This window comes from Hafnia alvei, assembly GCF_964063325.1.
Taxonomy (GTDB): domain Bacteria; phylum Pseudomonadota; class Gammaproteobacteria; order Enterobacterales; family Enterobacteriaceae; genus Hafnia; species Hafnia alvei_B.
This window is the reverse complement of sequence record NZ_OZ061315.1, coordinates 3860635-3879941: the sequence shown is the minus strand read 5'-3', so window position 1 is coordinate 3879941 and position 19307 is coordinate 3860635. Positions and strand designations below refer to the sequence as shown.

The window sequence follows — 19307 nt, the reverse complement described above, 5'->3', positions numbered from 1 at the left end:
CTAAGAGATATTAAGAATTATGTTAATTAAATTATTGACCAAGGTTTTTGGTAGCCGTAACGATCGTACGCTGCGCCGTATGCGCAAAGCTGTAGCACTGATTAATCAGATGGAACCGGAGATGGAAAAACTCTCCGACGACGAGCTGAAAGCAAAAACCAATGAGTTCCGTGAGCGTTTGGCAAAAGGCGCAACGGTAGAAAGCTTGTTGCCAGAAGCTTTTGCGACCGTTCGTGAAGCGAGTAAGCGCGTGTTTGGTATGCGTCACTTCGACGTTCAGCTGTTAGGCGGTATGGTTCTGAATGACCGCTGTATCGCAGAAATGCGTACTGGTGAAGGTAAGACCCTGACCGCAACCCTGCCGGCATATCTGAATGCGCTGAGCGGCAAAGGCGTACACGTTGTTACCGTGAACGACTACTTGGCACAGCGTGATGCCGAAAACAACCGTCCACTGTTCGAGTTCCTCGGCCTGTCTGTTGGTATCAACCTGCCTGGTATGACCGCACCAGCGAAACGCGCCGCTTACGCCGCTGATATCACCTACGGTACTAACAACGAATACGGCTTTGACTACCTGCGCGACAACATGGCGTTTAGCCCTGAAGAACGCGTTCAGCGCAAACTGCACTATGCGCTGGTGGATGAGGTTGACTCCATTCTGATCGATGAAGCGCGTACGCCGCTGATTATCTCTGGTCCTGCTGAAGACAGCTCCGAGATGTACATCCGCGTGAACAAGCTTATTCCTCAGCTGATCCGTCAGGAAAAAGAAGACTCTGATACCTTCCAAGGTGAAGGTCACTTCTCCGTTGATGAGAAAAGCCGTCAGGTTAACCTGACCGAACGTGGTCTGATCCTGATTGAAGAGATGCTGGTTGAAGCGGGCATCATGGAAGAAGGTGAGTCTCTGTACTCTCCGGCTAACATTATGCTGATGCATCACGTTACCGCGGCATTGCGCGCACACGTGCTGTTTACGCGTGACGTTGACTACATCGTTAAAGATGGCGAAGTTATCATCGTCGATGAGCACACCGGCCGTACCATGCAAGGTCGTCGCTGGTCTGATGGTCTGCATCAGGCGGTTGAAGCGAAAGAAGGCGTTGAGATCCAAAACGAAAACCAAACGCTGGCTTCTATTACCTTCCAGAATTACTTCCGTCTGTATGAAAAATTAGCCGGTATGACCGGTACTGCTGATACTGAAGCATTCGAATTCAGCTCTATCTACAAACTGGATACCATCGTTGTTCCAACCAACCGTCCAATGATCCGTAACGATATGCCTGATCTGGTCTATATGACTGAAATGGAAAAAATCGGTGCGATTATTGAAGATATCCGTGAATGTACTAAACGCGGACAGCCAGTGCTGGTGGGTACTATCTCGATTGAAAAATCAGAAGTGGTTTCTCAGGAGCTGACTAAAGCGGGTATCAAACACAACGTATTGAACGCCAAGTTCCATGCGAAAGAAGCAGATATCGTGGCCAACGCCGGTCAGCCTGGCGCGGTAACTATCGCAACCAACATGGCCGGTCGTGGTACTGACATTGTGCTGGGCGGCAGCTGGCAGACTGAAGTCGCTGATCTGGTTGAGCCTACTGACGAACAGATTGAAGAAATCAAAGCCGCGTGGAAAATTCGCCATGATGCAGTTCTGGCAGCGGGCGGTTTACACATCATTGGTACCGAGCGTCATGAATCACGCCGTATCGATAACCAGCTGCGTGGCCGTGCGGGCCGTCAGGGTGATGCCGGTTCTTCTCGCTTCTACCTGTCTATGGAAGATGCCCTGATGCGCATCTTCGCTTCTGATCGCGTTACCGGCATGATGCGTAAATTAGGTATGAAACCAGGCGAAGCCATTGAGCATCCTTGGGTGACCAAAGCAATCGCCAATGCGCAGCGCAAAGTTGAAAGCCGTAACTTTGATATTCGTAAGCAACTGCTGGAATATGATGATGTGGCCAATGACCAACGCCGTGCGATCTACACCCAGCGTAACGAACTGCTGGACGTAAGCGACGTTAGCGAAACCATTACCAGCATCCGTGAAGATGTGTTTAAAACCGTGCTTGATACCTATATTCCACCGCAGTCACTGGAAGAAATGTGGGATATCGAAGGCCTGCAAGAGCGTCTGAAGAATGACTTTGATTTGGAAATGCCAATCAAAGAGTGGCTGGATAAAGAGCCTGAATTGCATGAAGAAACTCTGCGTGAACGCATTTTCCAGCAGGCCGTTGAAGTTTATCAGCGCAAAGAAGAAGTTGTTGGCGTAGAAATGATGCGCAACTTTGAGAAGGGCGTGATGCTGCAAACGTTGGACTCCCTGTGGAAAGAACATCTGGCTGCCATGGACTACCTGCGTCAGGGCATCCATCTGCGTGGTTATGCGCAGAAAGATCCTAAGCAAGAATATAAGCGTGAATCCTTCGCGATGTTCGCGTCTATGCTGGAATCGCTGAAATACGAAGTGATCAGCGTGCTGAGCAAAGTTCAGGTGCGTATGCCAGAAGAAGTTGAAGCAATGGAACAACAGCGCCGTGAAGAAGCTGAACGTCTGGCCCGCCAGCAGCAGCTTAGCCACGTAGATGATGCCACTCTGGTTGCGCAGGATTTGGCTTCTCAGACAGGCGAACGCAAAGTTGGGCGTAACGATCCATGTCCTTGCGGTTCTGGTAAAAAATACAAACAGTGTCATGGTCGCCTGCAAGGCTAATCATTTAACGCTGTGAACATCATTGTTATCAAGGGATACGCTTTGGCGTGTCCCTTTTTCTTACCTTATCAGGTAAGAATGTCATCAGAAGGAATAAGCTATGAGCCTGAAACATTTGCACATTGCAGTGGGTATTATTCGCAATGACGAAGGGGAGATTTTCATTACTCAGCGTGGCAGCGACTCACATTTATCCGGCCTGTGGGAGTTTCCCGGCGGAAAAATTGAGGTTAATGAGAGTCCAGTTCAGGGATTGCAGCGTGAGTTATTAGAAGAGACGGGGATTGAAGTATTGGACAGTGAACTGCTGTACCAGCTGGATCATCGTTTTAGCGACCGTATTGTCACGCTCTATTTCTACTTGGTTAAGTGTTGGAATAACACGCCATACGGGCGAGAGGGCCAGCCAATGCGTTGGGTGCACCAGCATCAGCTGAAAGCTGAAGAGTTTCCCGAGCCTAACAAGCCGGTTATCGAACAGCTTAACAAGGCTTAACACTTAACGAAACTTAGATGGCGTAGGAAAACCTACGCCTGTGAACGCATTACTGCTCTTCACTCCAGTCATCACTTTCTGAAAGATCTGGATTACTCGGAATGCGCTTCTCTTCATCCGCCCATTCGCCAAGATCAATCAGCTGGCAGCGTTTGCAGCAGAATGGACGATAAGGGCTTTGCTCACCCCAAATTACGGATTTGCCGCAGATAGGGCAGTTCACCGTCATTACTTCATCTTTCATTTTCTATTTCCTTTCGTGCTCACTTTTTTGAGAACGCTTCAGCGTTGTGAGCCTTTAGTCCATTTTTAGCAGCAGGCTAGTTCAAACTGCAAACGTTCTGGAACAGAACCCTGCTCACTATCAAGTGGTAAGAAGCGGATCGCAAAACGGGTTTTGTGCCCGGAAACTTGCGGGTACACCTGCAAATTCAAAGCAATATTCATTCGCAGCAGATCGGCATCTTCCGCGTTATCCTGATAAAAACCGTTGAGACTGATCATCGGTTTAAAAACGCCAGAGTTACGGATTAAGTTTAGGATTAACGTCAGCGTTGCGGATAATGGTTCAAGGGAAGTGAGCCAAGAATCGACCAGTTCGTCGCGGACTTCTTGCGGCTGATGCAGCCAAATGTGCAGTGTAGGAAGGTCAAAACTACAGCAACCACCGGGGATACCCAAACGCTGACGAACCAAGGCGATGAGACGATCTTCACGCAGCTGTTGGCCAATACGCGGCGCAGCCATCAATGTGGCGGCCTGATTTTTCAGTTGGTTACGTAATTGGCGGATCATCTCCTGATCGACGCCGGGAACTTCAGTCCATTGCAACAGTTTACGCTGTTGGCGTTCAAGCTCTTTTAATAGCTCGGTGCGCACTTCGCCGCGCTCCAATACATCGAGCAGATCGGCCGTGGTACGAAAAAAGGCGAGAGCGCCAGTGATATCTTGTAGATGTCTATGTTGCTGTAATTGCTGAAGTAAGAAATCGATTCGTAGCCAAGTACGCATCTTTTCATTTAGCGGATGTTCAAACAAAACAGTCGTAGATGTATCACTCATGGTGTGGATCCTGTTGGGTCGCTGCCGCCAGATCTAGATAGTGACGATGCAGTGAGGCAACGCGCGGCGCGATGGTTTCAGGGCTACCGCTGTTCTCAATAATATCATCAGCATAGGCTAAACGCTGTGCACGTGTGGCCTGGGCTGCCAAAATGTTTGCGGCTTGTTCGCGAGAAACACCGTCGCGAGCCATCGTCCGCTGAAGCTGTACTTCAGGATCAACGTCAACTACCAAGACGCGCTGCGCTCGTTGAGTTAATCCATTTTCAATCAGCAGAGGAACCACCCATAAAGCATAAGGGGTATCAATCGTGGTCAGTTGACGCTGCGTCTCTTGATGAATCATGGGATGCAGCAGGCTATTGAGCCACATTTTTTCCTGCGGTTGATTAAAAATAATTTCTCGCAGCAATGCCCGATTTAATGAGCCATCATCCAGCAATATTTTTTGACCGAAATGTGCGGCAATTTTTTGTAGCGCGGGAGCGCCAACGGCGACAACCTGCCTGGCAATGACGTCGGCATCAACAACGGGAACGCCCAACTGACTGAACGCATCCGCGACAGTGCTTTTACCACTGCCGATCCCTCCGGTTAATGCAACGATATAGGTCATCATGCCACCTTTTCATAGCAAATTAGCGCATCAATGCTTGCTGACTAACACCTTAATTAACCCACTATGGGTGCGAGAAATAAATGCCATGCGAATCATAATGGTCCTAGCGCCAAGTGCAAGCAAGGATCTTATTGGCTCGACTATTTTGAGAAAAAAACAGGCAGAGTTGTAAGGTTTACGCTTTTTTATGCAGAAAAATGTGATCTGGAAGGGAGGAACTGGCTCGGATAAATTTATGGGAGTGTAACCTAAATTTTGATGAAAAAGCAGTCTTGTCGAGGTGGAATTCTTGCGTATGATAACGTCACTGGAACTGGCGTCATGCAACAGCCAATCGTTTGTATGATTGCATTCCCTGCGAATCGTCGCCGTTAACCAGGAAACCAAACACATGCGTATTGAAGAAGATCTGAAGTTAGGCTTTAAAGATGTCCTGATCCGCCCTAAGCGTTCAACCTTAAAAAGCCGTTCTGAAGTTGAGCTTGAGCGTGAGTACACCTTTAAGCATTCAGGATGGAAGTGGTCCGGCGTTCCGGTTATCGCAGCCAATATGGACACGGTAGGCACTTTCCGCATGGCAGAAGCGCTCGCTTCTTTCGATGTGCTGACCGCAGTTCACAAACATTACACCGTAGAACAGTGGCAGCAGTTCGTTCAGCGTTCGTCTGAAAGCGTACTGCGTCATGTTATGGTTTCTACCGGTACCTCTGAAGCTGACTTCCTGAAGATGAAGCAGATTCTGGCCTTATCCCCATCGCTGAAGTTTATCTGTATTGACGTTGCTAATGGTTATTCAGAGCACTTCGTGGCCTTCCTGCGTAAAGCGCGTGAAGCATGCCCAGATAAAGTGATTTGTGCGGGTAACGTTGTTACCGGTGAAATGGTCGAAGAGCTGATTTTGTCCGGCGCAGACATTGTAAAAGTCGGCATCGGTCCGGGCTCCGTGTGTACCACGCGTGTGAAAACCGGCGTTGGTTATCCACAGCTGTCCGCCGTGATTGAGTGTGCCGATGCTGCGCATGGTCTGGGTGGGCAAATTGTATCCGACGGTGGTTGCACCGTGCCGGGTGATGTGGCTAAAGCTTTCGGCGGTGGTGCTGATTTCGTGATGCTGGGTGGGATGCTGGCAGGGCATGATGAATGCGAAGGCCGTGTCGTTGAAGACGAAAGCGGTGATAAGTTCATGTTGTTCTATGGCATGAGCTCTGAGTCTGCCATGAATCGTCACGTTGGCGGTGTTGCGGGCTACCGTGCAGCAGAAGGTAAAACCGTGCGTCTCCCGCTGCGTGGCCCGGTAGATAACACCGTTCGTGATATCTTGGGTGGCCTACGTTCAGCTTGTACCTACGTTGGCGCAGAGCGCTTGAAAGAGCTAACCAAGCGCACGACCTTTATCCGCGTTGCGGAGCAGGAAAACCGCGTTTACGGTTCCAACTAAGTTAGCACTCTAAATGCAGCCATTCTGTTGATACAGAGTGGCTGTTTTGTTTTATGCCTTCTTTGCCCGTTATCATTTCTTATTGCAATACATTGCCCAGTTGAAAAATCGGGAGATACATTGCAAGCACTAAGCCACCGACCACAATCCCCATAATTACCATCATGATGGGTTCTATCATCTGCGCCAGCGCGTCGCTCAGGCTATTAGCTTGATGCTGATAATGCTGTGCCAAGCGCGACATCATGTGGTCAAGCCCACCGGATTCTTCACCCACCCGTATCAGTTGAAAACACAGTGTTGGAAATACTGACTGCTGCTTTATTGCCAAGCTTAGGGCATCTCCCTGTTGTAAATTCTGGCTCACATTTTCGACCGCCTGCCGAAAAATAGGATTCTGCTGCGCCTGAGTCGCATTTTCTAGCCCTTTCAACAGCGGTAATCCTGCCTGTTGGGTCATAGTGAGGCTGAAAAAAAGTTGGCTAAGATTTGCTGTTGATATCAAACGACCGATGATGGGCAACCGTAATAACATTCGCTGTGTTTGAATTCGGAATGACGGCGAACGCTGATAACGCCATAGCGTCAGAAGCACTGCCGAAGAGATAATCCCAATAATCGACGGCGCATGCTGAATCAGCACCTGAGAGCAAGCCATCAATGCACGCGTGAATGCAGGCAAGGGGGCATTAAAACTTCGATAGAGATCGGAAAATTGTGGCAATACCCAAACTAGCATAATGACGATCACAATGAGTGTGACGCTGAGTAAGAGAGCGGGGTAGCGCAACGCTTTGCCGATCTTGGCCTTGAGCTCGGCTTGGCGCTTCTGTTGCTCTGCCAGCGCGAAACAGCTTTGATCCAGCCGTCCTGTCAATTCTGCCGTGGCAATGGTTTTGCTATACATAGGAGGAAAGATATCTGGGAACGTGACCAGCGCCTCTGACAGAGGAATACCCATACTAACCTGCTGCGCGAGTCGTTGAAGTAAACACCGCCAATGGCGATGTGGATGATCTTCTGACAGCATCAATAGGCATTTAGCCAAAGGCAATTCCGCATGCAGTAGTGTTGCTAGCTGTTCGATGGAGTGAATGCAATCTGTATTCTTCCACGCTAAAGGACGCAGGCGATACTGCCGCTGCATTTTCAGTGGTATGAGCCCCTGTATCTGTAGCTGAAAAAGTGCCTGTTCTTTTTGCTTTGCGAGACAGACGCCCGTTAGCAATTGCTGCGCTGGGTCTATCGCTAACCATGTAAAGAGCGCATAAGTCATCTGTTTTCACCGTACCTTGTCAGCATAATGACCACCCAATACACGCACGACTTCTGCCAGCGAGGTTTCTCCTCGATGAGCGAGCTGAAGACCAGCCTGCCACAGCGATACAACGCCCTGTTGCTGTGATAGCGTGTGAATGTCTAGAGCGGAGGCTTGAGCGAGCAGTGCGAGTTGGATCTCGGGTGAAATTGGCAGGATTTCGTAGACGGCTTTTCGACCATAGTAACCGTTAAAGCAGTGTTCGCAGCCAGCGGCTATCCAGTGATGAAACTCATCGCCTTGCCACTGGCTGGGGGGGAGTTTTTGAGCGGTAAGATCGCGTTGGCGACAATGCTGACAGAGCTTGCGTACCAAGCGCTGTGCGATAACAACGCTCAGGCTGGCGGCGATAAGATAGGGCTTAACATTCAACTGAGATAAACGTACCAGCGTTTCGCTAGCAGAATTGGTATGCAGTGTGGATAGCACCAGATGACCGGTTTGCGCTGCATTAACAGCGATCTCAGCCGTCTCAGCATCGCGAATCTCACCGATCATAATGACATCAGGGTCTTGGCGTAGCAGCGCGCGCAGGACGGTGGTAAACCCGAGTGCGGCTTTGGTATTAATTGCGGTTTGGTTGACGCCTTCTAGCGGTGACTCAACCGGATCTTCTACGCTACAAATGTTGATCTCTGGTGAGCGTAAATAGTTAAGGCTGCTATAAAGCGTGGCTGTTTTTCCACTCCCCGTTGGTCCTGTGACTAAAATCAGCCCTTGGGGTTTGCTCAGTGCGGATTTAAACGTGCTAAGTGCTCGGGGTTCGAACCCTAAGCCGTCGAGCTCAAAAGGCTGGACCCCATCTTGAACCTGACGCAGCACCACTTTTTCACCGAGCCGAGTGGGTAGGGTAGAAATACGGAAGGTTGTGCTCTGTGAATTTAGCGCGATGTTAAGTTGTCCATCCTGTGGAATACGACGTTCCGCGATATCAAGCTCAGCTATCACTTTTAGCCGAGGAATAATACGCAGAGTTTCGCTGCCGTTCGGGAGCGGCAGCGGCTGCAATACGCCGTCAATGCGCAGGCGAACGTTTAGGCTGTTTAGTTTCGGTTCAAGGTGGATGTCAGAGGCTCTTCGCTTGAGCGCTTGCTGAATAATATATTCCAGTAGCTGCTTGGTTTTAACATCATCACCGGTGCCGTCTGGCGAGTTTAACGCTGTTGCATGATGTTGCTGGGCTGACTCTAGCTGGGCTACTCCCCAACGATGCCAAACTACGGATTTCCCGCTGGCGAATTTTATTGCGTCAACGAGTTTGCTGGGAGCCACGGTGTGAGGCCCAGCGATCTGAATCGCGTGGCTATCTTCTTCAATCATGACGCAGCCAAATTGGTGGCATAGCTGCTCAATATGCAGCCGGTTCACTGGGTGTCTCCTGCGGATGGAAAGCGTAGAACTTGATCGCAGGCGGTGACAAGTGAGCTGTTTTCACCTGATGCCTGACAGTTTTTTTGCCAGCTCAGATCGCCGCTCGTGCTGTCTAACTGCGGTGTGAGCGATGCCGTGAGTCCTTTTAACGCCTGTTGCCCTACCGCAGTGATAACGCCTTGGGACACGTTAAGGGTGCTGACATACGTCGTACTTTTGCTTTGGGGAATACCACTTGCCCCAATGTTGCATTCAGAGAGGCTGCCTTGCTCCAGAGCGCACAGTTCAATCGCCGTTTTATAGGGCATCATGGCCTGCAACATATCTGTCATCGCCGCTTTTTGAATATAGCTTTGGTACGCTGGAATTCCTGCGGCACTAAGAATGGCGATGATGGCGATCACGACCATTAGCTCAATAAGCGTAAAGCCGCTTTGGCGGTGGGCTATTAAGTGAGGAACCTGTGTTTGCTGCATGATGAGTCTCCGCTGTGTTGTGCAGCGCAGCATGCAATGAGCATTGGTGGTAGCCAAGTACTGAAGGAGAAGACTGGAAAGGCGATTGACGAGAAATTCAAACCTGTTACAGGTTTCCACGCCATAGTGCGAACAGCGCCGCAATATGGCGTGGGTGAATGCTTATTGGTTTAACCTGGTGTTACTGAAAGCGCATGGAGAGATCGAGCGCTTTGATATGTTTAGTGAGTGCTCCGACTGAAATGAAATCAACGCCGGTCTCAGCAAACTCGCGCAGCGTTTCATCGGTCACATTGCCAGACACTTCTAACTGGGCGAGATCGCCGGTTAGCGCCACCGCTTCACGCATCATATCGGTGGTGAAATTATCCAGCATAATAATATCGGCACCGGCATCCAGCGCTTCTCTGAGCTCGTCGATGGATTCGACTTCCACTTCAACGGGCACATCGGTATGCATCCAAAATGCTTGTTCGACGGCTTTTTTTATCGAACCTGCGGCGATGATGTGGTTTTCTTTAATCAGAAAAGCGTCTGAAAGCCCAAGGCGATGATTGCTTCCGCCTCCGCACAATACCGCATACTTCAGTGCGGTGCGCATACCGGGGATGGTTTTCCGCGTGTCGAGCAGCTGCGTTTTTGTTCCGGCTAAAATATTCACATAGTGGCTGACCGTAGTCGATACGCCGCTGAGCGTTTGTAAAAAGTTTAACGCGGTTCTCTCGCCGGTCAGCAGGATGCGGGCAGGGCCGGTCAGTTTACACAGGCATTGGTTCGGAACCAGTGCGTCACCATCTTTCACTTGCCACTCGATAGTGACTTTCCGCCCTAGTTGCAGAAAGACCTCTTCTAACCAGCGAACACCGCAAAAAACGCCAGCTTCGCGGGTGATGATGGTGGCGGTGGCTTCCCTATCGCTTGGCAATAGTTGTGCAGAGATATCACGGTCAGCGTCTACTTCGCCGCCCAAATCTTCTCGTAGAGCCAGAGACACCGCGTAAGGGATGTCGTTTTCAATACGTTCTAACAGCTCGGCTCGGCGCGAATCGGCGCTGTAGCGGCGTGTCGGCATAATAAAAACTCCGAAAGTAGCAGGTGATGACCTTTAGGCCATAAACATGGACTGTTGATATAGGTCCAAGTATTAAGAATAATCATGCTACTCTGTTGCCGCTATAAGTACCATATATAGCCGTCATACTTGAAGCTGCATCTGCGTTGGCTGCAACTCCAATTACTTTGGCTATAGACAACACTCATTCGGTCAGGAGTAGCAGTAAGAAATGCGATTAGAAGACGGCTGGATTGTTGGCGTTGAGCGCGTGCCTTCGCCTCATTTTGACGATCGCCCAGATAGCGAAGCGCCGTCATTGCTGGTGGTGCATAATATTAGCCTACCGCCGGGCGAGTTTGGCGGACCGTATATCAGCCAGCTTTTTACCGGTACATTACGTGCCGATGAGCATCCTTTTTTTGCTGAAATTCAACATTTGCGCGTTTCTGCACACTGCCTGATACGCCGTGATGGAACCGTGATTCAGTATGTGCCTTTTAATCGCCGAGCATGGCACGCAGGAGTCTCTTGTTTTGAGGGGCGCGAACGCTGCAATGATTTTTCGATTGGCATTGAGTTGGAAGGCACTGATACCCAAGCGTTTGAGCCTGAACAATATTGCAAGCTGGCAGAAATTAACGCATTGCTGATGGATGAATACCCGATAACACCTCAGCGTGTGACTGGACATAGCGATATTGCGCCAGGGCGAAAAACCGATCCAGGCCCGATGTTTTTCTGGGATGAATATCGCCAGATTTTAAGTCGTTACATAAAAAATAAATAAAAAGAAGGGAGTTAAGAAGCATGACTCTGTTTTCGTTGTTACTGGTATTAGCGTGGGAGCGTCTGTTTAAGCTCGGGCACCATTGGCAAATTGATCACCGTTTTGAGCCGATATTTCGGATGGGCTCTGGAGCATCGTTGCCCAAAACATTGCTGATGACGATTGTTTGGATGGCGGTGGTGTTTGCCGTTTTGTGGGCTGCACACGGTATGTTCTTCGGGGTGCTGTCATTGGCATTGTGGATTCTAATTGCGCTGTTTTGCATTGGGGCGGGAGAAATCCGTAAACACTACCGTGCTTATCTCGCGGCTGCGCGCAAAGGCGATGAACACGCGACCGATCAGATGGCGACCGAGCTGGCATTGATTCATGGTTTGCCCACGGATTGTACGGCTGATGTGCGTTTGCGTGAACTGCAAAATGCGCTGGTTTGGATTAACTTTCGTTTCTATCTTGCGCCGCTGTTTTGGTTTGTGGTGGCAGGCCCGTATGGTCCTGTTGCATTAGCGGGATATGCCATGCTGCGTGCTTACCAAACATGGCTAACACGTCAGGGGTCGCCGCTGTTACGTGCGCAGTCGGGTGTGGATTTGGTTCTGAACTGGCTTGATTGGATCCCCGTGCGTTTAGCCGGTGTGACCTATGCGCTGCTAGGCCATGGTGAAAGGGCGCTGCCTGCATGGCTCGCTTCACTGGGTGATGTGCATTCGTCGCAATATAAAGTGCTGACCAATTTGGCACAGTTCTCCTTAGCGCGCGATCCGCATCTCGATCCGATTAAAACGCCGCGTGCGGCGGTAACGCTAGCGCGAAAAATCACCATGGTGTTGCTGGTGGTTGTGGCGCTGCTGACGATTTATGGGGCGTTGATGTAGGTGGAGTGGGGCTTCGTGCGCCAGTACTGTATATGTTAGAATTGTGAAAGGTTTCGTCCGCCAGTGAACATGAGCATTTCCATGAAACCAATGGCGTAGGCGTCCGATGAGAGCCCCGTTGCGCGGGGGCTCTCAACTCGCGCGCTTTTATCCGAGACGCCATTTCCGCTACGGTTTGGTATCGCCCATTCAGGGCGCCCCAAACTCCGCCGGTACATCCTTGTACCGGCGGCTCTCCCTACCAAGACTTAAACAATTAAAAGAAAATAAAAAGATAGAAAATATCTTTTGTCTTTTGTCTTTTGTCTTTTGTCTTTTGTCTTTTGTCTTTTGTCTTTTGTCTTTTGTCTTTTGGCCTTTTCCGGCACGTTGTTCTTCAGCTGAATGGAGGAATGTAGGCTAGGATTTGCCGACTGGACGTCGGCAAAAGAACGACGGAGGCATGGATGCCGATTGTCGTTCGTTCCGTTAAAGCCGGAATGACGCAATGAAGGAACCCGCGTAGCGGGCTGGAGAGCGGTGCCAAGCCCGGATGCAAGGCGGCGGCGATTGAGCCGCCTTGCTCGGACGCCAGCACAATGTCTATGTGAAACTCGGTGTATTCGGCGTACGAAAACTTCACAGTTCTAACGTATACACATACAGTACCGGCAGACGAAACCTTACCCCATAAGTTGAATCGCCCCCCTGATGCCTCCCTACCTATTATCCCCCAACGGCTCCCCAAACACCGGCATCCCTTGTTCATCCCACTCGAAGGTTTTAATACGCGTATGGCGGTTTGGGTCATACAACGGATCGCCTTCGATTTCAGTGTAGTTGCGCGCGTGATAGACCAGTACGTTGTCGCCCTCTTGGGTTTGAGTAAAACTGTTATGTCCTGGGCCAAATTGGCGGTTATGGCGTGCGGTGCCAAATACGGGCTTTTGCGCTTTATGCCATTGAGCGGCATCTAGAATATCAACGCCGTCCTTCGCCCATAGCATCCCCATACAGTAGTTTTCATCGGTGGCGCTGGCGGAATAAGTGATAAAAATTCTTCCGCCATGGTGAATGACCGCAGGTCCCTCGTTGACCCAAAAACCTCTCGTCTCCCATTCCAGCTCTGGCTTGCTCAGCATCACCGGCTGGCCTTTTATCATCCATGCGTTTTCAAGTTCAGCGAGATAAAGATTAGAGTTGCCATAAATCTCAGGATCTTTCTGCGCCCAAAGGTAGTAGCGTTTACCTTGGTATTCAAAACTGGTGGCGTCGAGTGAAAACGTATCCAGCGGCGTGATGATTCTGCCTCGCTCAACCCAGTTTCCGCTTAGCGGATCGGCGTCGTTGCAGGTCAGGGCGAACATACGGTGCTGGAATAGCCCTTCTTTAATCTCCGGTGAATGCGCGGCAGCAAAATAAATCACCCATTGTCCATTGAAGAAATGCAGCTCTGGGGCCCAAATCAGGTGGCTCATTGGACCATTTTCTGGCTTGTGCCAAACAGTCACGGGTTTTGCGTTGGCCAGTTGCTCTAGCGTTTGGGCACGGCGTAGTTCCAAACGATCGTATTCGGGCACCGAAGCGATAAAGTAATACCAACCATCCTGATGCAAATGAATATAGGGATCGGCGCGCTGTTCAATCAGCGGGTTAGGAAAAACGGTCATTTATAGCTCCCTGATATCTCATGGATTAAACAGTATGTGGCTTCGCCTGCTTGGCATCGATTAGCGCATTGAGCTCTTGATAGTTTTCGCGGCGTTTAGCCAGATCGCTCTGAATTTGAATCATCATGGTGCGGTCAACTTTCAATAGGCGTACAACGCCTGCGGTAATCAAATAGCCAATTCCTGGGATGATGGTGAAAAGCAGAATAATACCGCCCACAGCGGTGTCGCTCTGGCGTGCCGCACCGGCGTCGTAGCCGTAGGCTGAAAGCAAGAACCCTACCATTGCGCCCGCCACGGCTAAGCCCACTTTGAGGAAAAACAGGTTGCCTGAGAAGCTAATTCCGGTGCTGCGTTTCCCCGTTTTCCATTCACCGTAGTCGTCAACGTCGGCCATCAGCGACCAGTGCAGTGGGGAAGGGAGCTGATGTAGAATATTGAGCAAGAAATAGAGCACCAGAACTAAAGTGGTCGCGTGTGGGTTTACCCAATAGAAGCCACAGGAGAAAATTGCGAGCACAATATTGGTCCAGAAGAAGACCTTAAGTTTGCAGTAGCGATCGGTTAACGGTTTCGCCAGCGCGCTGCCGAACATCATGCCAATCACGCCTAAGCTGATAAACAGGGTGGCGAAATGCGTGCTTTTTTCCATCACCCACACCACGTAATACATGGTGGCTGCCATACGAATAAAGCCTGGGCAGACGTTGCAGAACGTGAGCAGCAGAATGCGTACCCACTGATCGTTCTTCCATACGTCGCGTAAATCCTGCTTCAGCGCATCATTGCTCGGAACGGCGGGTTTAATGCGCTCGCGAACGGTGGCAAAGCAGAACAGAAACATAAATAAGCCAATCAGCGCCAGCACGCCCATCGCCATTTGATAGCCTTTCGCTTTGTCTTCGCCGCCAAACCAATCTGCCATCGGTAGAAGGGTAGAGGATAAAATCAAGGTGGCGATCCCAACCATGATGAAACGGTAAGACTGGCAGGAAACGCGCTCTTTGGGATCGGCGGTGATAACACCACCTAGCGAGCAATAAGGAATATTGATGGCGGTGTAGGTCAGCGACATCAAGAAGTAGGTTACGAATGCATAGATAACTTTGCTATTATAGGTCCATTCTGGCGTGGTAAACATCAATACGCTGAAAATGACGTAAGGGAATGATACCCAGAGCAGATAAGGACGAAAACGCCCCCAGCGTGTCTGAGTGCGGTCGGCAATGGCACCCATAATCGGGTCGGTAACGGCATCCAGAACGCGCACCGAAAGGAGCAACACGCCAACTAATGCGGGGGCTAAACCAAAGATATCGGTGTAGAAATAGCTCAGGAACATCATGATGGCGCCGCCGATCATATTGCAACCAGCATCTCCCATTCCGTACCCGATCTTTTCTTTTACCGAAAGCTTGTTTTCATTCATGGCTAACATCCTCACATAGAAATTATTTAGCTATCTTGATGAGGATTATGTGCTCGTAAACCTTGATTCTATGGGTAAAGGTTTAGCTGGCGAGATGGATAAATGTGCTATTGGGCTAGAGTTGTGAGCAATGTGGCAATTTGCCCTGATCATTGAGTATCCATGTACGGTGAGGATAAACAATGATCGGGGCCGAGGGGATGAAATCGTTAGAAGTAGTATTTGAATCTAGCTCTTACGCCATAGCGGTCATCATTGTAATGATTAGCAACTTTGCTATTAGTATTCGCATCTAGCAATGAATAATAAGTGCCTATGAAGATATTAAAGTTAGGCATATTCATTATGTTAGGGATTTGATACGACGCATGAATAGTGTGGATATTGTATTTCCCTGGCCCGTCGAGAGAGTCATTTGAATCAAAATTAACGTTTATATTGTCGGTATTAAACTCTTTAATATTGTTATGAGCGTAGATATAACCAAGTTCGAAACGATGCCACAGAACGTTGACTCCCGCCGTAAAGTCGGTTTCATTTGATGCATCGAGGTAGGCCGTATTCACGTTAGTCACTACGCCATTTTCAGGATCGTTAGCCAACCCGTTCCACGTCATGCTAAAACCATAACCGTTTCGCTTGGATTGATCGACAAAACGGCCTTGGCTATCCGTGTAGCCGTAGGCGTTATTAACCACGTTGGTTTCCATTGCGACGGCGGCTGAAAAATCGCGGTCCTTCCAAGCAATAACCGGGCGCATATAAACGACGTTTTTATCATTGGTGAGATGAGTGCCATGATAGTTGCCATCATCAAATAGCGAAGTGCCGTTCTCTATCAGATTGTTAAGTTCGAAATACCAATGATCGATATTTTTGCTAAGCATGACATTGCCGCCCGTATTGCTGCGGCCTCGCCCCTCTTTCATCATATAGATATATCCGTAGCCATTTGAGTAAAGGTCGTTAGCGGTATTTCCTGAGTATTCAATAAAGGTGTCTTGGTTGAGAGGGAACATATCGTAAGCTTCGAAACGACCAATCTTAGCTTGCCAGTTATTTTCGTTGCCAAAGAAGAAGGTTGCATCATCGAGATTCATTTTTCCAGCCAAATCGGCCAGTGGCTGTATGCTGAACCCTGAATAGTTACCAGCCGTGCCGTTCTTATATCCATCAACGCCTAATAGCACACGTCCATTAACATCCCAGCGTTCATTATTACTCGCTTTCCAATCTTTATTATCGCTGCTTTTAAGTGATGTTAATTTTCCGCTATTGCTCGCTGCATCCAAGTTAAATTCGACATCACCATAGATTTTTAGGCTATCAACAAAATGGTTAAGTTTTAATTCGCTCGTATTGTTGGTTTTGGTTTCCAGCGTATCGGTGCGCTTCGCTACTTGAACTGTTTGTTGTTCAGTATTGACGGTGCGGGTTTCTAATTTTTGTACTTTCAGTTCTGCCGCTTCTGCACGGTTTTCCGCCTGAGTGGCGCGTTGCTCGGCCTGCTGAAGCCGTTTTTCTAATGCATTGAGCCGAGCTTCAATACTGCTATCTGTAGAGGCAAAGGTGGATGTAGAGCCGAAAAGAGCTAGACCTATAATTAATGCCAGTGGGTTCACTTTTATCATGATTAACGTTCCATGTGATGAGTGGAAATGTGTTGATAACTAAATACCCTTTCAGCGAGATATTTAATCATTCAACTTTTATATTTATATTCTCGGAAGTATTTCTTGATTTCATGTCTATTTGTTGTCTTGGGTTTTATCTTGTTTGTTGTCGGATGTTTTCTCAATTGCGATATTTCACACTTATATTGAGATAATTATTTATTGTGTGTGAGATCTCATGGCGTTGTTGCGGAGTTACTGATTAGGACGGTGTGAATTATTATTGGTGTGTATTTTTAACTGAATTGATATTAATTAAACTATATTATTGGATGCACGAAGCGCTTTGCATAATGTCGATGGAATAGCTTCTATTTAAGAGGCAAGAATATTATCGCTGAATTTAAAGTCAGTGGATGACTAAGATAAGGAGGGCGTTTGTTTTGTGCTCTTATGGGTCGCCACAGGTCGCATGACAATAGAGCAAACAGCTGAGGTGAATATTCGGTAAATACTTAATATGGCCAATCTGCGGATATATTCCCCGGTTCACTGATTTGCACCAATGGACCGGGGTGTGGTTTGTTAGGTATTGTGAGTCATTTGACCTTTAATCCGTTGATTCCTTTGTTTAATTGCGTAGCCAATACCGAGAATGATCAACCATACCGGTATCAGCAGCACTGAAATCTGAATGCCCGGTGTGAAGTACATGATGACTAAGATCCCGCACAGGAATGCTAAGCACAGGTAGTTGCCGAACGGATACCAGAACGCCTGAAACTTAGGTACTACGCCTTCACGATTTTTAGCCGCACGGAAACGCAGGTGCGCCAAGCTAATCATCGCCCAGTTGATCACCAGAGCTGAAACCACCAGCGCCATCAGTAGTTCAAAGGCTTTCCCCGGCATGACGTAGTTAATCAGCACGCACAGCAGAGTGGCGGCAGCTGAGAGCCCAATCGCTACCACGGGCACACCGCGGCCATCGACTTTCAGTAACGCTTTCGGCCCGTTGCCCTGTTTAGCTAAGCCAAACAGCATGCGGCTGTTGCAGTACACGCAGCTGTTATAAACCGATAGCGCAGCGGTCAAAACCACGATATTCAGGATGGTAGCAACAACGTTGCTGTCTAACTCGTGGAAAATCATCACGAATGGACTGCCGCCTTCCACCACTTTGCCCCACGGATAAAGTGACAGCAGGATAGACAGGGAGCCAATATAGAAAAGCAGGATGCGGTAAATAACCTGATTCGTGGCTTTAGGAATGCTTTTCTCTGGATTATCAGCTTCGGCTGCGGTAATGCCAACCAGTTCTAACCCACCAAACGAGAACATGATAACGGCCATCGCCATCACCAGACCCATCGTGCCGTTAGGGAAGAATCCACCTTGCTCCCACAGATTTGTTACGCTGGCTTCTGGCCCTGCGTGTCCGCTCAGTAAGAGCCATGCGCCGAACACAATCATGCCGATAATGGCGACGACTTTGATAATGGCAAACCAGAATTCCATTTCACCATAGACTTTGACGTTCGCAAGGTTAATGGCGTTAATCGCTAGGAAGAAGACGGCCGCAGAAACCCATGTAGGGATATCAGGGAACCAGTACTGCACATAAATACCGACGGCGGTGAGTTCTGCCATCGCCACAAGCACATACAGAACCCAGTAGTTCCAGCCTGAGGCAAAACCTGCAAAGTTCCCCCAGTATTTAAAGGCAAAGTGGCTAAAAGACCCTGCTACAGGCTCCTCAACCACCATTTCACCCAATTGACGCATTATTAAGAACGCAATAAAACCACCAATCGCGTAGCCCAAAATAACAGACGGGCCCGCCATTTTGATGGTTTGTGCGATACCTAAAAATAGTCCGGTGCCGATGGCACCACCCAGAGCAATCAGCTGAATATGGCGATTTTTCAATCCCCTTTTCAGTTGGTCACCGTGAGGCTGAGCGCGATGCTGCTGATCACTCATGTCTTTCATCCTCTAAATACGCCGGCCGAAAACGACCTCTGGCTCACTGTTACTGTCATTTGTAATTATTAAAATACGAAATGCGTAATTTATTGTTTACATGGAATGCCAATTTGATTTGTTTTACTGGCTACCAATGACTGGAGAATAATGATAAGCGAAAGAAATTGCACCACATTTATAACGTTAAATACCGATATAGATCACAGAGAGAGCTCAATGAATTTTTGCTCATTCATTCAGAGAAAATGAGCATTGTTTATAAAATAGACGCTTTGAGCGAAATTGGCGAAAGAGACGAAAAAAAAGCAGAATTTTACAAAATGAAGCGCTGCCGGTGGAGGTACCTCTTTGGGAGGATGTGGAGAATTGCCGATTGAATGGATTTTGTGCTGGCTGAGCGAGTTTG

The 19307-nt window shown here is 48.8% G+C and carries 16 protein-coding genes; 5 read left to right on the top strand and 11 right to left on the bottom strand.

All coding sequences use genetic code 11. From position 1 onward, the window contains the following. The first annotated feature begins 19 nt into the window (after positions 1 to 19). Together secA and mutT are read left to right on the top strand one after the other, a co-directional pair. Positions 20 to 2728 (top strand): preprotein translocase subunit SecA, encoded by a 2709-nt coding sequence (gene secA / locus AB3Y96_RS18200; protein WP_367299888.1) that lies wholly within the window; start codon positions 20 to 22, stop codon positions 2726 to 2728. Positions 2729 to 2834: 106 nt separating this feature from the next. Next, positions 2835 to 3224 (top strand): 8-oxo-dGTP diphosphatase MutT, encoded by a 390-nt coding sequence (gene mutT, locus AB3Y96_RS18195; protein WP_168780286.1) that lies wholly within the window; start codon positions 2835 to 2837, stop codon positions 3222 to 3224. Between the two features lie 49 nt (positions 3225 to 3273). On the opposite strand, the gene yacG is transcribed toward mutT, so the two are convergent. The 3 genes from yacG to coaE all read right to left on the bottom strand — a co-directional run bounded on the left by yacG (position 3274) and on the right by coaE (position 4902). Then, positions 3274 to 3468 (bottom strand): DNA gyrase inhibitor YacG, encoded by a 195-nt coding sequence (gene yacG, locus AB3Y96_RS18190; protein ID WP_072310057.1) that lies wholly within the window; start codon positions 3466 to 3468, stop codon positions 3274 to 3276. Positions 3469 to 3533: 65 nt separating this feature from the next. Continuing rightward, a complete protein-coding gene (zapD, locus tag AB3Y96_RS18185) occupies positions 3534 to 4286 on the bottom strand; it encodes a cell division protein ZapD (RefSeq protein WP_072310058.1) in 753 nt (250 codons plus the stop codon). After that, positions 4279 to 4902, bottom strand: a complete 624-nt coding sequence (gene coaE, locus AB3Y96_RS18180) for a dephospho-CoA kinase (RefSeq protein ID WP_072310090.1) — start codon at positions 4900 to 4902, stop codon at positions 4279 to 4281. Before coaE ends, zapD begins: the two co-directional genes overlap by 8 nt. Before the next feature lie 394 nt (positions 4903 to 5296). Here coaE and AB3Y96_RS18175 point away from each other — a divergent pair, with 394 nt between their 5' ends. Further along, the gene (locus AB3Y96_RS18175; protein ID WP_367299887.1) at positions 5297 to 6343 is read left to right on the top strand and encodes a GMP reductase; all 1047 of its coding nucleotides are present in this window, start codon (positions 5297 to 5299) and stop codon (positions 6341 to 6343) included. Positions 6344 to 6422: 79 nt separating this feature from the next. On the opposite strand, the gene hofC is transcribed toward AB3Y96_RS18175, so the two are convergent. From hofC to nadC, 4 genes are all read right to left on the bottom strand, one after another. Next, complete coding sequence (hofC, locus tag AB3Y96_RS18170) at positions 6423 to 7619, bottom strand: protein transport protein HofC (RefSeq protein WP_367299886.1); 1197 nt, start codon at positions 7617 to 7619, stop codon at positions 6423 to 6425. A gap of 6 nt (positions 7620 to 7625) precedes the next feature. After that, positions 7626 to 9029 (bottom strand): type II secretion system protein GspE, encoded by a 1404-nt coding sequence (gene gspE, locus AB3Y96_RS18165; RefSeq protein WP_367299885.1) that lies wholly within the window; start codon positions 9027 to 9029, stop codon positions 7626 to 7628. Next, the gene (gene ppdD / locus AB3Y96_RS18160; RefSeq protein WP_367299884.1) at positions 9026 to 9508 is read right to left on the bottom strand and encodes a prepilin peptidase-dependent pilin; all 483 of its coding nucleotides are present in this window, start codon (positions 9506 to 9508) and stop codon (positions 9026 to 9028) included. Before ppdD ends, gspE begins: the two co-directional genes overlap by 4 nt. 181 nt (positions 9509 to 9689) lie before the next feature. After that, positions 9690 to 10580 (bottom strand): carboxylating nicotinate-nucleotide diphosphorylase, encoded by an 891-nt coding sequence (nadC, locus tag AB3Y96_RS18155; RefSeq protein WP_072310062.1) that lies wholly within the window; start codon positions 10578 to 10580, stop codon positions 9690 to 9692. A gap of 211 nt (positions 10581 to 10791) precedes the next feature. Here nadC and ampD point away from each other — a divergent pair, with 211 nt between their 5' ends. Together ampD and ampE are read left to right on the top strand one after the other, a co-directional pair. After that, a complete protein-coding gene (gene ampD / locus AB3Y96_RS18150; RefSeq protein ID WP_072310063.1) occupies positions 10792 to 11349 on the top strand; it encodes a 1,6-anhydro-N-acetylmuramyl-L-alanine amidase AmpD in 558 nt (185 codons plus the stop codon). Positions 11350 to 11369: 20 nt separating this feature from the next. Next, positions 11370 to 12224 (top strand): beta-lactamase regulator AmpE, encoded by an 855-nt coding sequence (gene ampE / locus AB3Y96_RS18145; protein ID WP_072310064.1) that lies wholly within the window; start codon positions 11370 to 11372, stop codon positions 12222 to 12224. Positions 12225 to 12922: 698 nt separating this feature from the next. Here ampE and AB3Y96_RS18140 read toward each other — a convergent pair. From AB3Y96_RS18140 to AB3Y96_RS18125, 4 genes are all read right to left on the bottom strand, one after another. Continuing rightward, entirely contained in the window at positions 12923 to 13873 is a 951-nt protein-coding gene (locus AB3Y96_RS18140) for a family 43 glycosylhydrolase (protein ID WP_367299883.1), read from the bottom strand. A gap of 25 nt (positions 13874 to 13898) precedes the next feature. Beyond that, positions 13899 to 15302, bottom strand: a complete 1404-nt coding sequence (locus tag AB3Y96_RS18135; RefSeq protein ID WP_367299882.1) for a glycoside-pentoside-hexuronide (GPH):cation symporter — start codon at positions 15300 to 15302, stop codon at positions 13899 to 13901. Between the two features lie 209 nt (positions 15303 to 15511). Continuing rightward, a complete protein-coding gene (locus AB3Y96_RS18130) occupies positions 15512 to 16933 on the bottom strand; it encodes a carbohydrate porin (protein ID WP_367299881.1) in 1422 nt (473 codons plus the stop codon). A 567-nt stretch (positions 16934 to 17500) separates the two neighbouring features. Then, on the bottom strand, positions 17501 to 18898 hold the full coding sequence (locus tag AB3Y96_RS18125; RefSeq protein ID WP_367299880.1) for an amino acid permease: 1398 nt from the start codon (positions 18896 to 18898) through the stop codon (positions 17501 to 17503). Positions 18899 to 19307 lie beyond the last annotated feature (409 nt).